This is a genomic window from Geobacter grbiciae (genome assembly GCF_018531165.1).
GTDB lineage: Bacteria > Desulfobacterota > Desulfuromonadia > Geobacterales > Geobacteraceae > Geobacter > Geobacter metallireducens.
The window spans coordinates 124,694-138,293 of the sequence record NZ_JAHDIW010000008.1 but is presented as its reverse complement, the minus strand read 5'-3'; the positions used below and the strand labels follow the sequence as shown (position 1 = coordinate 138,293).

The window sequence follows — 13,600 nt, the reverse complement described above, 5'->3', positions numbered from 1 at the left end:
CCCGGGCAGGCTCTCTCAATTACCCCTCACACCAACTCACATCGCCCACACCTTGACGAAGCACCTGCGGATAGTCACCGATGAGGCTTACCACGGAGCTGACGTCGGCGGACAGAATTCCTCCATCGACGACAACATCAAGCTGTTTGCCCATGTTGAGATCGACAAGGTAAGGATCGCCGATGGGCTCTTCACCGGAAAGGTTGGCGCTTGTAGTGATAATCGGATGGCCGAGTTCTTTTACCAGTGAAAGACAGATCCGGTTGTCCGGAATCCTGATTCCAACGGTTTTCTGTTTGGTCACAAGAAGATCAGGAACAATGCTGGTGGCATCAAGGACAAAAGTATAAGGACCGGGAAGATGACGCTTGAGTATCTTATAAGCATAATTGCTGACCTTGGCGTAGCGCGCCACCTCGGACAGGTCGGAACAGATGAAGGAGAATGGCTTCTTCTTCTCGCGCTGCTTAAGGAGGTAAATCCGCTCGATCCCCTTCTTGCTGAAAATACTGCAACCGATACCATAGGTCGTGTCAGTCGGATAGGCGATAATGCCGCCATCCTTGAGGATTTTGACCACCTGTGCGACGAGTCTCGGCTGAGGATTCTGAGGGTTAATGTCAAGGAGCATGGGAGCTACTCTCGCGCCGGATTGAGGGAAACGAGGTCCTTGTGCACAAAGAGGCCATCCTTCTGGATAAGGTGATTGTCAAACCAGATTTCCCCGTCACCCTTGAGGAGCTTCACCATGTCCCAGTGGACAGCCGAACGGTTGCCATTGTCGCACTCGTCATAACATTGCCCCGGAGTAAAATGTATGGAGCCGAAGATCTTCTCGTCAAAGAGGATATTCCTCATTGGCACGCGGATGTTCGGATTGACACCAATGGCAAATTCTCCGATAAAACGTGCGCCCTCATCGGTATCGAGGATACGGTTAAGCTCATCGTCCATGCCGGGCGCCGAGGCCTTCACAATCCGCCCCTTCGCAAATTCGAGACGGACGCCGTTGAATTCCTTACCTTGGTAGATGGTCGGGCAGTTGTATGTAATGTGACCTTCGACAGAATCCCGGACAGGTGCGGTAAAAACTTCTCCGTCAGGGATATTGAAACGCCCGTCGCACTTTATACCGTCAAGCCCTCTGATGCTGAACGAGAGATCCGTGTCAGACGCTTTGATCCGTACCGCGTCGGCCTTGTCCATGAGGCGCTTCAACTTCTCCTGTTTGCGCGATTCAGCCTCCCAATCGATGCAGCAGGCGGCGAAAAGATATTCTTCATACTCTTCAAGACTCATCTTCGCTTCCTGGGCAGCCCCATGCGTAGGATAACGGGTAATTACCCAGCGGGTATTTTTGACTCGCCAGTCAACGATGGGGCGGGTCACCTTCGACCAGGCAATCATGTTTTTCTGGTTAGCCTGAGCCATAACCATGGAATTAGGGGAGCCGGAGATGGAAATAAAGACGTTGACCTGCTTCATGAAATCCAGCTTGTGCTGGGGAAAGAAGGAGAGTTGCGACTTAGTGGCAGTGTTGTAGAAATGGCGGTCTATCTCGGGGATCTGGAGAGAATACTCAACATACTTTGCCCCCCGGGCCAGACAGAGGGAATAAAGCTCCTTCACCAGGGGAAGGCAATCGGTGCCGCTGGCATTGATGAGGACCACGTCCCCCTTTTTTACCCGGGTCGAGTAAGTAACGAGCACTTCGGCAAGTTGACGGATGCGCGGATCGAACATTGGACTCAGTTCCTTTCATCGGCCGGTATGGCCAAATCCTCCCTCGCCCCGCGCTGTCTCGTCGAGTTCATCCACCTCAACCAGTTCAGCACGGGCAAAGGGGGCAAAAACCATCTGGGCAATACGCTCTCCCCGCCTCACAACAAACGGTTCACTGCCGTGATTGATCAGGATCACCCCTATTTCGCCACGGTAATCCGGATCAATGGTGCCGGGCGAATTCACGAGGGCGATGCCATGCTTGAGAGCGAGACCACTCCGGGGCCTTATCTGGGCCTCGAATCCGTCGGGAAGAGCAATGGCAAGTCCCGTCGGTACCAACTTTCGCTCACCTGGATTCAGGACAAGGTCGTCCACGAGATCGGCACAGAGATCCATGCCTGCTGCGTGGACTGTCATGTAGCAGGGGAAATTCTGGTCCCCCCCACGCACCCGTCGAACCTTGACTACGCAGCGTTCCATCAGTCACCTATAGTACGAGATGCGAGAGGTCCGGAATCTGTCCTGATATCTTCCCCGTAAGGGCAAGGGTGACATAATCGCCCGAGAAGAAATCGTTGGCCAGTTCAGCAATGCCGTCTGCCGTAGCGCTGTCAAAGCCTCCAGTCAGCTCGGCAAGGGAAAGGTAACGGCCAAAATATATTTCATTCTTTGCAAGCTTGGTCATCCGGTTGTCTGAGCTCTCAAGCGAGAGAAGAATGTTTCCCTTGAGTTGTTCCCGGGCCGCCTCAAGCTCAGTGGCGGGAACAGGTTCAAACTTCAGCCGCCTTAGCTCGGAACAGGTTATCTCAAGAACATCACTGAGCTTTTCAGGGCTCGTTCCGGCATAGACCACGAGTGACCCGGCATCGGTGTGTGAAACAACATAGGAATAGACCGTGTAAGCAAGGCCGAGATGCTCTCGAATCTCCTGAAAAAGGCGTGAGCTCATGCTGCCACCGAGAATGGTGTTCATGAGATATGCTTCAAACCGTCGGGGATGATTATGGGGCAGAGACTTGGTCCCAAGACAGATATGAAGTTGCTCCAGATCCTTCTCGACTATCTCCAGCTTCTGGTCGTAAACGGGGAGATGGCAACAGTTGCGTCCGGTCCCCTCTGGAACACTGTCAAAAGAGCCTCTTATGAGTTTCAGTAGCTCATCGTGGCGCACGTTGCCCGCCACCGCCACAATGATGTCCTCGGAACGGTACATCGCATCCCGGTGTCCAACGATAGCATCGCGGGAAAGATTGCTAACGCTCTCAGCACTCCCAAGGATCGACATGCCGAGGGGGTGCCCTCTCCAGAAACTACGATGAAAGAGGTCATGAACATAATCGTCCGGAGAATCCTCCAGCATGCTGATTTCCTGGAGGACCACCTTGCGTTCCTTCTCAATCTCTTCCGGGTCGAAAGTCGAATTAAGGAAAATGTCAGTAAGGAGGTCTACGGCTTGTGGAAGATTTTTATCGAGGACCTTGGCGTAGTAGCAGACGTACTCACGACTGGTGAATGCATTGAGCACTCCCCCTACAGAATCAATCTCGCGGGCAATATCAAGCGCACTACGGCGTACAGTCCCCTTGAAGAGGAGATGCTCGATGAAATGGGCGACGCCATTGTGCTCCCGCCGTTCATGACGGGAGCCATTGGCGACCCATATCCCGATGGATACCGAGTGGGCGTGGGGCATATACTCGGATATGACCCGCACGCCATTATCGAGGATTGTTTTACTGACCATGAATAAAACTATACCGCGGGCCGGTGAGTTTACCAGCAGGCTTCCCGCCGGACACTACTCGGGCAGCACTGCACCCAGAGCTTCTTTACGGGACAGCTTTATCTTTCCTTGCTTATCAATGCCGATGCACTTCACGAGCACCTTGTCCCCTTCCTTGAGGATGTCGGTGACGTTCTTCACCCGCTCGGTATCGAGTTCGGAGATATGAACAAGGCCATCGGTACCCGGGAAGATTTCGACAAAAGCGCCAAAGTCCATGACCTTGCGGACCGTACCCATGTAAAGTTTGCCCTCTTCAGCTTCCGCCGTAAGGTCGCGGATCATCTTGATCGCCTTGTCGCAGGCCTCTTTGTTGGTGCTGGCGATATTGATCTTTCCGGTATCCTCGATATCGATGGAAACGCCGGTAGCCTCAGTAATCCCCCTGACGTTCTTGCCACCGGCGCCGATTACGTCACGGATCTTGTCGGTCTTGACCCAGATAGTCGTGATACGTGGGGCATAGGGGGACAGATCGGTACGCGGAGCAGCCAGGGCTTCGGCCATTTTACCGAGAATATGGAGCCGCCCTTCTTTTGCCTGCTCAAGGGCTTTGCCCATGATCTCACGGGTCACGCCGGTAATCTTGATGTCCATCTGGATTGCGGTCACCCCTGTCGAGGTGCCGGCAACCTTGAAGTCCATGTCGCCGAGGTGGTCTTCATCACCAAGGATGTCGGAAAGGATGGCAATGTCGTCCCCTTCCTTGATGAGCCCCATGGCAATGCCTGCAACCGGAGCGGAAATGGGCACGCCGGCATCCATCATGGAGAGGGCGCCGCCGCAAACCGAAGCCATGGAGGAGGAACCGTTGCTTTCCAGAATGTCCGACACGATGCGGATGGTGTACGGGAAATCATCGTGCTTGGGCAGAACCCGCTCAAGAGCGCGCTCAGCCAGGTAACCGTGGCCGATCTCACGACGGCCCGGCGCAAGACGGAAGCTCGTCTCCCCCACAGAGAAGGGAGGGAAGTTATAGTGGAGCATGAACCTCTTTCTGCTCTCCCCGTAGAGTGAGTCGATCCGCTGTTCGTCGCTGGAAGTACCGAGAGTGGCGGCAACAAGGGCCTGGGTCTCGCCACGGGTGAAAAGAGCTGAGCCGTGGACGCGAGGGAGAATACCGACCTCGGAAGTGATGGGCCTGATCGTTTTGGTATCGCGGCCGTCAATCCTCTCACCGTCTTTGAGGATGTGCTCACGGACAAGCTCATACTCGAAACCATCGAGGAAATCTTTAATCTCGGCGCCGCGTCCGGAAAAATCAGCCTCAAGGGCAGCCACCGTTTCATCGGCAATGGCACTGATACGATTGTGGCGCTCCTGCTTCGAGCGAATCCGGACGGCATCTTTCATCTGGGCATACGCAAACTCTTTGACCTTTGCACCAAGAGCCTCATCGACGGCGGGGGGATCAATTTCCCGCTTGGGTACGCCAGCCTGCTTGCGCAGTTCGATCTGGGCGTCGATGATCGGCTGCACCGAGGCATGGCCGAAGAAAATCGCCTCAAGGAGGTCGGCTTCTGAAATCTCCGCAGCACCACCCTCAACCATAATGACCGCATCGCGGCTTGCTGCAACAACTACTTCCAAGTCACTGGCAGCCAGTTGCTCGGCAGTGGGGTTGCAAATGAACTTCCCGTCAACCCGACCAACCTTTACGCCGGCGATGGGACCGAAAAAGGGAATATCAGATACTTCAAGGGCCGCCGAGGCGCCGATCATGGCAAGAATTCCCGGGTCATTGTCCTGGTCCGCGGAAACGACGGTGGCCATGATCTGGGTATCGTTGAGAAAGTTCTCAGGGAAAAGAGGACGAATCGGCCGATCGATGAAGCGGCAGGTAAGGGTCTCATTCTCCGTGGGGCGCCCTTCCCGTTTGAAGAAGCCGCCGGGAATCTTGCCGCCGGCATAGGCCTTTTCCTGGTAGTTGACCGTCAAGGGAAAGAAGTCCTGTCCCTCCTTGGCGGATTTGAGCGCCACGGCGGTGACGAGCACCATGGTCTCACCGCAACTTACCATTACCGCACCGCTCGCCTGTTTGGCCATTTTGCCGGTAGCTATGGTTATCGTTCTGCCGCCAAAATCTACGCTTACCTTCTGTTCATTCATAATTGTGGCCTCCTTAGCCTATTCGTGGTGCGTTGGGGCCGTCGATAGAAAAACCAAGCATCCTTGGTTGCTCGATCCACGCCCCCAACACCCTGACAAAATAAATGGGCCGCTAAGCCCATGTACTTACTGATAAAAAATCATCTCCACGAGAGTCGTCCAGCTCCTCAGCCCCCATGAAATTACTAGAAAAAGGAAAGGCAATATACCCCTCGACGGAGTATACTGCCTCTTCTTATCGACGTATACCGAGTTTCTCGATGATTGCCCGATACCTCTCGACATCCTTCTTCTTGAGGTAGTCGAGGAGTCTCCTTCTCTGGCCGACGATCTTCAGAAGACCGCGCCGGCTGTGGTGGTCCTTTTTGTGAACCTTGAAGTGCTCCGTCAGATAGATGATCCGCTCGGTGAGAATCGCGATCTGAACCTCCGGAGACCCCGTATCGCTGTCGTGACGCTTGAACGATGTAATGATCTCTTGCTTCTTGTCCGTTACCAGCACTCCCGTACACCCCCTTTCATCTTCATGTGTTCCGATCTGTGATCGTTTGTGATGTGCTTCAAAAAAACTCAAGGGACATTAATACCACAATGAACCGCCCCTGTAAAGCCAAACCTAGTTAAAAACCCTTATAAGCCTTAGGCTTTTGTTCCCGTTACCCGATTCAGCCTGACCGATTTCAGCCACAGCGAGAAGCTTGCCATTCTGAACGAGACGCACCTTCTTACCGTCATTTTGCGACGCTGAAGATTCTTCGCATCTGCCATGGCAACGGGGAGGGACTCCGCAGTAAACCTTGCGGACTTCCTCGTCTGAGAGCTCGATCTCAGGAAAATGACCAAGCACCTCGTTGGGAGCCAGCAGAAGCGAATCAACAGCGCCTTGTTCCTTGATGCTTGCCAGTTCGTCAAGGGTCACGGCCCGGGAAAGGTCAAACGGGCCGCTCCGCGTTCTGCGCAGCGCAGAAAGATGGGCGCCGCAACCGAGGCGCTCCCCCATGTCGTGTGCCAGCGTTCTCACATAGGTGCCCCGGGAGCAGGAAACCGTAAACTCAATTCGCGGCAGCTCCATACGATCGATTATGAGGGAATGGATCTCGATATCCCGGGGTTCTCGCTCCACCTCATGCCCTTTTCGCGCTAGTCGGTAGAGGGGAACCCCCCCTTGCTTGACCGCAGAGTACATGGGAGGGATCTGCTTGCTCTTTCCGATATATGCACCGAAAACTTCCCTGACCGCCTCAACGGACAATCGAGTCCAGTCCCCTTCTTTCTCGACTCTGCCGGTACAGTCCTGGGTATCGGTGGCAGCACCGAGCACCATGGTTGCACGGTACTCTTTCACAGCCTCATCAAGAAACGGTATCGCCTTGGTCCCCTCTCCCATTGCAACCGGCAAAACTCCGGTGGCAAAGGGATCAAGGGTTCCCGTATGGCCCGCCTTCTTCTGGCCGAGAATCCGTCTGACGCGCGCAATGATGTCGTGGGAAGTCAAGCCGGCCGGCTTGTCGATAACAATGAAACCGTCCATCAGATCAGAGGGTACTCTCCAGGTGGGAGAACAACGTTGCCTTTATCTCTTCAAGGGAACCATTCATCGTAGCTCCTGCGGCATTGTGATGCCCGCCGCCGCCAAAGGCCGCCGCGATACGGGACACGTCGATCTTCCCCTTGGAACGAAACCCGACTTTGAAAAGGCCGGGATTGATCTCGCGGAAAAAGACCGAAACTTCCACCCCGCGGATGGAGCGGGGATAATTAACAAAGCCGTCAGTCAGTTCAGCGGAAGCCCCCGTCTTGTTGTACATGTCGAGAGTAACGGTGATAGAGGCATATTCGCCGCGGGGAGAGATTGTCAGGGTAGAGAGGGCAAGGGAAAGAAGCTCAAGCCGTTCGCGGGGTTGACTCTCATAGAGTTTCTCGGCAATGCTCCACGTGTTGATCCCCGTGGAAACCAACTCACCCGCAATGGCAAAGGCCTCGGGATTCGCGTTGGAATAGCGAAAGGAACCGGTATCGGTAATGATGGCGGTGTAGAGACAGAGAGCCGTTTCATACCCTACGACGTCCCCTGCCCCCGTGATGATGCGATGTACAAGGATACCCGTTGCCGCCGCTTTGGGATCGATATAGTTTATGAAGCCAAAGTTATCAGATGTTAAATGATGGTCGATGTTTATGAATTTCTTGATCCGCTTGCACTCAGCAATCTGCTTGCCAGCCCGACGGAACTCGCCCACATCGAGGACAAAACAGATGTCGTAGTCACGATCAGGAACGGTCCGTGTCACCTCTTCCGCCAGTGGCAAAAAAGCGTAGAGATCGGGGACAGGATCACAGAAATGGATCGTCACATCCTTGCCCAAGCGTCGGAGATATCCGGCAAGGGCCAGCGACGATCCGACGGCATCGCCGTCGGGGTTCTCATGGGTAGTGATCAGGAAGCTTCCGTTAGTGCGGATCTCCTCGATGATACCCTCAATCATTGCCACCTTCCTCGCTGCCGATTTCCTTGAGAAGCTGGTCAATGCGGTTTCCGTACTCAATCGACTCATCATACTTGAAGATGAGTTCCGGCGCGAACCGAAGCCGCAGTTCCTTGCTGACTTCCTTGCGGATGAATCCTACGGAACTGTTCAGCCCGTGCAAGGTTGACATCTTCGCTTCGTCGCTCCCCATAACCGTATAGTAGATAGTCGCATGGCGGATATCGTCAGAAACCTTGACGCCCGTTATGGTCACGAACCCGATGCGTGGATCTTTGAGCCCCTTGACAAGGAGCCCGGACACCAATTCGTGAATAGCTTCAGCAACTTTATCGGATCGCTTGTACATGGAATCCCTTACAGCTTTGTCGCAATCTTCTCGATTTCAAAGGCTTCTATAATATCTCCCACCTTGATATCGTTATAATTTTCCAGGCCGATACCGCACTCATACCCGGTTGCCACCTCTTTCACATCATCCTTGAAGCGACGAAGTGACGACATTTTCCCTTCGTAGACAACCACATTGTCGCGCAGCAGCCGAACCGATGCGTTACGCAACACTTTGCCGTCCTGTATATAGCAACCGCCAACATTCCCGACTTTGGGAACAGAGAATACTTCCCTGATCTCGGCCCGGCCAAGATACTTCTCACGGAGAGTCGGCTCCAGCAGACCTTCCATGGCTTTTTTGATATCTTCCACCGCATCATAGATGATGTTGTAGAGGCGGACGTCGACGCCCTCTTTTTCGGCCATCGCCGATGCCTTCGGCTCAGGACGGACGTTGAAGCCGAGGATGATGGCGTTGGAAGCGGAGGCGAGGTTCACGTCAGTTTCGGTGATGGCGCCGACCGACGAATGGATGACGTTGAGACGCACCGCATCGGTAGATAGTTTGCGCAGCGAGTCCGATACGGCCTCCACCGATCCCTGGACGTCGGCCTTGACGATGGCGTTGAGGTCCTTGACCTCGCCCTTCTGTATCTTGTCATAGAGTTGCTCAAGGGACATCTTGCTGTGCTTGGCAAGCTCGGTTTCGCGCAGTTTCTGCTGACGATGGGAGGCAATCTCCTTGGCTTTCTTCTCGTCGGAGAGGCTGATAAAGACATCGCCGGCATCAGGGACGCCCGTGAATCCGATGACTTCAACAGGCATGGAGGGACCGGCTGCAAGGACCTTGTCACCCCGATCGTTCTGCATGGCGCGAACCCGGCCGGAGTGGACGCCGGCCACAAAGTAATCGCCCACCTTGAGGGTACCTTCCTGGACCAGTACCGTGGCAACCGGCCCACGGCCCCGGTCCAGCTTGGCCTCGACGATGGTGCCGCGGGCTTCCTTGTCGGGATTCGCCTTCAGATCCATAACGTCGGCCTGAAGCAGGACCATTTCCAGCAATTCGGGAAGATTGATCCTCTTCTTGGCGGAAACTTCCACGAAAATTGTTTCACCGCCCCACTCTTCCGAGACGAGACCGAACTCCATGAGTTCCTGCTTGACACGCTCGGGTTTCGCTTCGGGTTTGTCAATCTTGTTAATGGCGATGATGATCGGCACACCGGCAGCCTTGGAGTGGTTGATGGCTTCACGGGTCTGGGGCATGACGCCGTCGTCTGCCGCGACCACGAGGATGACGATGTCGGTCACCTTGGCACCGCGGGCACGCATGGCGGTGAATGCCTCGTGACCAGGTGTATCAAGGAAGGTTATCTTTCGACCGTTGAGTTCAACGTCATAGGCTCCGATATGCTGGGTGATCCCCCCGGCCTCACCGGCAATGACATTGGCTTCGCGGATTGCATCGAGAAGTGAAGTCTTTCCATGGTCGACGTGGCCCATGATGGTAACGACCGGCGGACGCTTTTTGAGACTCTCCGGGGTATCGGGCGCCGATTCGAGCATCTCGTCCGTATCAATAGCCACGTTCTCGATTTCATAACTGAACTCGGCGGCAACGAGGGTGGCGGTATCCACGTCGAGGGGATGATTGATGGTGGCCATCATCCCCATCTTCATGAGTACACGGATGAGGTCAGTAGCCTTGACCCCCATCCTTTTGGCAAGCTCTCCTACAGTGATCGACTCGGAGATCTTGATAATCCGCTTGATAGCCTTGGGGACAGTAATCTCTGTCTTCTTTCCAAAGGTAACCGATTCCCGCTCGCGCCGTTTTCCCTTGCCGGTTTTCGGGCCGGGCTCGAAAATTCTCTCCCGCTTTTCGAGGAGTTCGGCTTTTTTGAAAGCTTCCTTCTTCTTTCCGCCAGGGGCGCCTTTCTTGGCACCCGGTGCGCCGCCAGCCGACGTCTCAGGCTCGGTGAACGTCTTGGACTTCTTCTTGCGATCATCTGCCCCAGGAGCAACCGGCTGGGGTGTTACGACACGCTCTTCCACTTTCCTCTTTGGGGGAATGACCACTTCCCGCTTTTCTGCCGGTTTGTGTACAGGCTTCGAAGCGGTCGTGAGGCCCGGAAGCTCCACGCGACCAAGTATTCGGGCGCGATTCATGGTCGGCTTCTCTTCCTCTGCCGCAACAGGCTTCGGTTGTGCCGGCGGAGCAGTCACCCTGGGCTCTTCGGCCTTGGATTCTACTGCTACGGGTATTTCTACCTTTGGCACCCCAATCTTGGGCTCCACGCCCTTAGGCTCTTCGACTGCGGGAACAGTTTCCACAGATGCCGGCGACGCCTTCGGTTCTTCGGGAACGGCCTCCACTCGGGGCGCAGGCGCCTCTTCAATGACGGCAGACTCTACAGCCGCCGGTGCAACTTCCTCGGGTGGTTGGGCGACAGCTTTAGGGCGGCGCCTGATAACCGTGGTGGTCACCCGGACTTCTTCCTGCTGCTGGACTCCCTTGGGCGGTGTAGGCGGAGCGGTGACTTTCTGCACGTCCTCATCTTCGAGAACCGACAGGTGGCTCTTCACCTCGATACCGAGGCTCTTCAGCCGGGCCATCAGCTCTTTATTCTCAATACCCATCTTTTTAGCAAGTTCATACACGTGGGTCTTGCTCATCAACCGCACCCCCATCAAGGAAATTTCCGTATCTCTGTAACTCTTTCACTAACGGGGGGACGAACCCTCCCGCTTCAATCGCCACCACGCTTCGCAGTCCCTTGCCCAGAAGCCCTCCGATCCTGTCCTTGTCCAGAATTCGAAAACAGGGAATCCCCTCACGGGCAGCCACACCGGTGACTTTATCGCCGATCTCGGCAGAAACGTCGCCGGCTATGATTGCAAGACCGATCTTGTTCTTCTTGCGCATCGCCTCCATCACCATGTCGCTGCCAGAGACGATCTTTCCTGCCTTGTTTGCAAGGGCCAGATATGAAGCAATTCGTTCCTCCAGCCTCGAAACAACCATATTCACGAGATCCCTACTGGTCGCACCCCGCACCTCGCCCTTAAAGGCGCGGGCAAATTGCTTCCGGGTAGCGGCCTTCTCGACACACTCGCGGCAAAAGCAGGTGTAAGCACCCCTCCCCGGCAACTTTGCCAGGATATCCGGGACAACCGCCCCTTCGGGGTCAAGGACATAGCGAAGAAGCTCGTCCTTCCCCCTCTCAGCCCGACATCCCAGACATGTTCGCCGAGGCTCACTCCTCGCCATTGGCTCCTACTCTTCGCCCTGCTCCAGAGGTTGAGCCTCGGACTCCTCAACAGGTTCCTGAGGCGCTTCCTCAGTAGCACCGTCGTAGGAAGAAAACTCTAGGAGCTCTGCCTCGGCAGCACGGGTTTCGCTCTTGATGTCGATTCTCCAGCCGGTGAGTTTTGCGGCAAGCCGAACATTCTGCCCCTTCTTGCCAATGGCAAGGGAAAGCTGATCGTCAGCGACAATGATTTCGAGCGCTTTATTTTCTTCGTCGATGTAGACCTTGGAAACCGCAGCCGGCTGAAGCGCATTACAGGCAAACCGCGCCGGGTCTTCAGACCACGGGATGATGTCGATCTTCTCGCCGCGGAGTTCGGACACAACGTTCTGAACCCTCGATCCGCGCATGCCGACGCACGCACCAACCGGATCAACATCAGAATCGTGGGAGTAAACCGCAATTTTTGACCGGCTTCCCGGTTCGCGGACGACGGACTTGATTTCAACGATCCCCTCGGCGATCTCCGGAACTTCGGCTTCGAAGAGCTTGGCAAGCACACCGGGATGGGTCCGGGAAAGAATGATCTGGGGACCCTTGGGAGTCATACGGATATCCATGATAAGCGCCTTGATACGGTCACCCTGACGGTAAACCTCACGCGGTGCCTGCTCCTTGTTGGAAAGAAGCGCCTCGGCGCGACCAAGATCAACAACGAGGTCCCCCTTCTCAAATCGACGAACCACACCGTTGATTAACTCACCGATCCGATCCTTGAACTCGTTGAAAATGGTTTCCCGCTCCGCTTCCCGCACCTTCTGAATGATTACCTGCTTTGCGGTCTGGGCGGCAATCCGCGTGAAACCGCTGGCATCCATCTTCATACCGAGGGAGTCGCCCACCTCCACGTCAGGGTCGATCTCACGGGCTTCCTCAAGATCAATCTCCTTGTACGAGTCCATTACCTCGTCAACCACGGTGACGAACTCGAAAAGCTCGACTTCACCGACCTCGGGATTGTAATGGGCCTCAAGATCACGTGTGTTGCGGTACTTTTTGTTCGCGGCGGACAGCACCGCCTGCTCAAGGGCCTCGACCACGATATCCCGGTCTATCCCCTTTTCCTTCACGATCTGATCAATAATGTGCTTGAGGTTGAAGGTCGTTTCCACGTCCGTCTCTCCTTGGAAGTGCTTTATCTTTCTAATCTAGAACCCGAATTCAAGGTTGGCTTTTGCGATTTTGGCAAGGGGGATTCGAGCCATCTGCCCCTCGCGAAGCTTAAGAGTTACAATCCCGCCCGCAAGCCCCTGGAGGTCGCCAAGGAACGTTTTGCGCCGGTTCCCGTCCTCATCCTCGACGACATCATAGGTCCTGACCTTGACAAGACGCCCGCGGTAGCGCTCGTAGTCGGACTCCCTTTTAAGGGGGCGATTCAGCCCAGGGGATGACACCTCAAGGGTGTAATTCTCGCTGATGAAATCCTCCACGTCCAGGATCTCGGAGAATTCGCGACTCACCAGAGCACAGTCATCCAGGGTTATGCCGCCGGCCTTGTCGACAAAAAGCCGGAGAACCATGTGGCGCCCCTCGCGCTTATATTCGATGTCGACCAGTTCCATCCCCTGAGAAGAAAGGAGACTTTCCGCCAGAGTCGTAACCCTGTCGACAACTTCATCCTTTGCCATACTTCGAAAAACCTCGCAAAATAAAAAAAGTGAGCTGGAGGAGCTCACTTCTCGTGAACGGAAACTTGTTACCTACTACCAGACACATAAGTAAAATGCAAGTTTTTATTTTGTCGTTTTCATGGTTTTCGGCAATTTCCACCACCGCTTGTTAACCAAGCACCAAAGCAAAGTTGACAACTAGCAAATCCCTATGGTACTTCAGGGCTCGGAGGTATCATC

Annotated in this window: 13 protein-coding genes; all 13 read right to left on the bottom strand. The window is 54.9% G+C overall.

Translation table 11 applies throughout. The features are described 5' to 3' along the window. Positions 1 to 19: 19 nt before the first annotated feature. Entirely contained in the window at positions 20 to 631 is a 612-nt protein-coding gene (locus tag KJB29_RS11395) for an L-threonylcarbamoyladenylate synthase (protein WP_215734681.1), read from the bottom strand. Positions 632 to 636: 5 nt separating this feature from the next. After that, a complete protein-coding gene (locus KJB29_RS11390) occupies positions 637 to 1,743 on the bottom strand; it encodes an aminopeptidase (protein WP_215734680.1) in 1,107 nt (368 codons plus the stop codon). 15 nt (positions 1,744 to 1,758) lie between these two features. Beyond that, a complete protein-coding gene (gene dut / locus KJB29_RS11385) occupies positions 1,759 to 2,205 on the bottom strand; it encodes a dUTP diphosphatase (protein WP_215734679.1) in 447 nt (148 codons plus the stop codon). A 7-nt stretch (positions 2,206 to 2,212) separates the two neighbouring features. Further along, positions 2,213 to 3,469, bottom strand: a complete 1,257-nt coding sequence (locus KJB29_RS19725) for a M16 family metallopeptidase (RefSeq protein WP_215734678.1) — start codon at positions 3,467 to 3,469, stop codon at positions 2,213 to 2,215. A 54-nt stretch (positions 3,470 to 3,523) separates the two neighbouring features. Beyond that, on the bottom strand, positions 3,524 to 5,617 hold the full coding sequence (gene pnp / locus KJB29_RS11375; RefSeq protein WP_215734677.1) for a polyribonucleotide nucleotidyltransferase: 2,094 nt from the start codon (positions 5,615 to 5,617) through the stop codon (positions 3,524 to 3,526). Between the two features lie 235 nt (positions 5,618 to 5,852). Next, positions 5,853 to 6,119, bottom strand: coding sequence for a 30S ribosomal protein S15 (gene rpsO / locus KJB29_RS11370; RefSeq protein ID WP_004511475.1), 267 nt, complete (start codon positions 6,117 to 6,119; stop codon positions 5,853 to 5,855). Positions 6,120 to 6,233: 114 nt separating this feature from the next. Further along, positions 6,234 to 7,148, bottom strand: coding sequence for a tRNA pseudouridine(55) synthase TruB (gene truB, locus KJB29_RS11365; protein WP_215734676.1), 915 nt, complete (start codon positions 7,146 to 7,148; stop codon positions 6,234 to 6,236). 4 nt (positions 7,149 to 7,152) lie between these two features. Beyond that, positions 7,153 to 8,103 carry a DHH family phosphoesterase gene (locus KJB29_RS11360; RefSeq protein WP_215734675.1) on the bottom strand — a complete coding sequence of 317 codons (951 nt, stop codon included), beginning with the start codon at positions 8,101 to 8,103 and terminating at the stop codon, positions 7,153 to 7,155. After that, positions 8,096 to 8,452: a ribosome-binding factor A gene (locus KJB29_RS11355; RefSeq protein WP_215734674.1), complete on the bottom strand. Its 357-nt coding sequence runs from the start codon at positions 8,450 to 8,452 to the stop codon at positions 8,096 to 8,098. Before KJB29_RS11355 ends, KJB29_RS11360 begins: the two co-directional genes overlap by 8 nt. An 8-nt stretch (positions 8,453 to 8,460) precedes the next feature. Next, positions 8,461 to 11,115, bottom strand: a complete 2,655-nt coding sequence (gene infB, locus KJB29_RS11350) for a translation initiation factor IF-2 (RefSeq protein ID WP_215734673.1) — start codon at positions 11,113 to 11,115, stop codon at positions 8,461 to 8,463. After that, positions 11,093 to 11,710, bottom strand: a complete 618-nt coding sequence (locus tag KJB29_RS11345) for a DUF448 domain-containing protein (protein ID WP_215734672.1) — start codon at positions 11,708 to 11,710, stop codon at positions 11,093 to 11,095. The genes infB and KJB29_RS11345 overlap by 23 nt, the downstream gene beginning before the upstream one ends. Positions 11,711 to 11,716: 6 nt before the next feature. Continuing rightward, positions 11,717 to 12,862, bottom strand: coding sequence for a transcription termination factor NusA (gene nusA, locus KJB29_RS11340; protein WP_004511481.1), 1,146 nt, complete (start codon positions 12,860 to 12,862; stop codon positions 11,717 to 11,719). Between the two features lie 36 nt (positions 12,863 to 12,898). Continuing rightward, entirely contained in the window at positions 12,899 to 13,378 is a 480-nt protein-coding gene (gene rimP / locus KJB29_RS11335) for a ribosome maturation factor RimP (RefSeq protein WP_215734671.1), read from the bottom strand. Between the last annotated feature and the right edge of the window lie 222 nt (positions 13,379 to 13,600).

Bases quoted from the DNA above. Each gene is read 5' to 3' on its own strand.
- KJB29_RS11360 (WP_215734675.1), bottom strand. From the start codon at position 8,103: ATGATTGAGGGTATCATCGAGGAGATCCGCACTAACGGAAGCTTCCTG.
- infB (WP_215734673.1), bottom strand. From the start codon at position 11,115: ATGAGCAAGACCCACGTGTATGAACTTGCTAAAAAGATGGGTATTGAG.
- truB (WP_215734676.1), bottom strand. From the start codon at position 7,148: ATGGACGGTTTCATTGTTATCGACAAGCCGGCCGGCTTGACTTCCCAC.
- rimP (WP_215734671.1), bottom strand. From the start codon at position 13,378: ATGGCAAAGGATGAAGTTGTCGACAGGGTTACGACTCTGGCGGAAAGT.
- pnp (WP_215734677.1), bottom strand. From the start codon at position 5,617: ATGAATGAACAGAAGGTAAGCGTAGATTTTGGCGGCAGAACGATAACC.
- dut (WP_215734679.1), bottom strand. From the start codon at position 2,205: ATGGAACGCTGCGTAGTCAAGGTTCGACGGGTGCGTGGGGGGGACCAG.
- KJB29_RS19725 (WP_215734678.1), bottom strand. From the start codon at position 3,469: ATGGTCAGTAAAACAATCCTCGATAATGGCGTGCGGGTCATATCCGAG.
- KJB29_RS11355 (WP_215734674.1), bottom strand. From the start codon at position 8,452: ATGTACAAGCGATCCGATAAAGTTGCTGAAGCTATTCACGAATTGGTG.
- KJB29_RS11390 (WP_215734680.1), bottom strand. From the start codon at position 1,743: ATGTTCGATCCGCGCATCCGTCAACTTGCCGAAGTGCTCGTTACTTAC.
- KJB29_RS11395 (WP_215734681.1), bottom strand. From the start codon at position 631: ATGCTCCTTGACATTAACCCTCAGAATCCTCAGCCGAGACTCGTCGCA.
- KJB29_RS11345 (WP_215734672.1), bottom strand. From the start codon at position 11,710: ATGGCGAGGAGTGAGCCTCGGCGAACATGTCTGGGATGTCGGGCTGAG.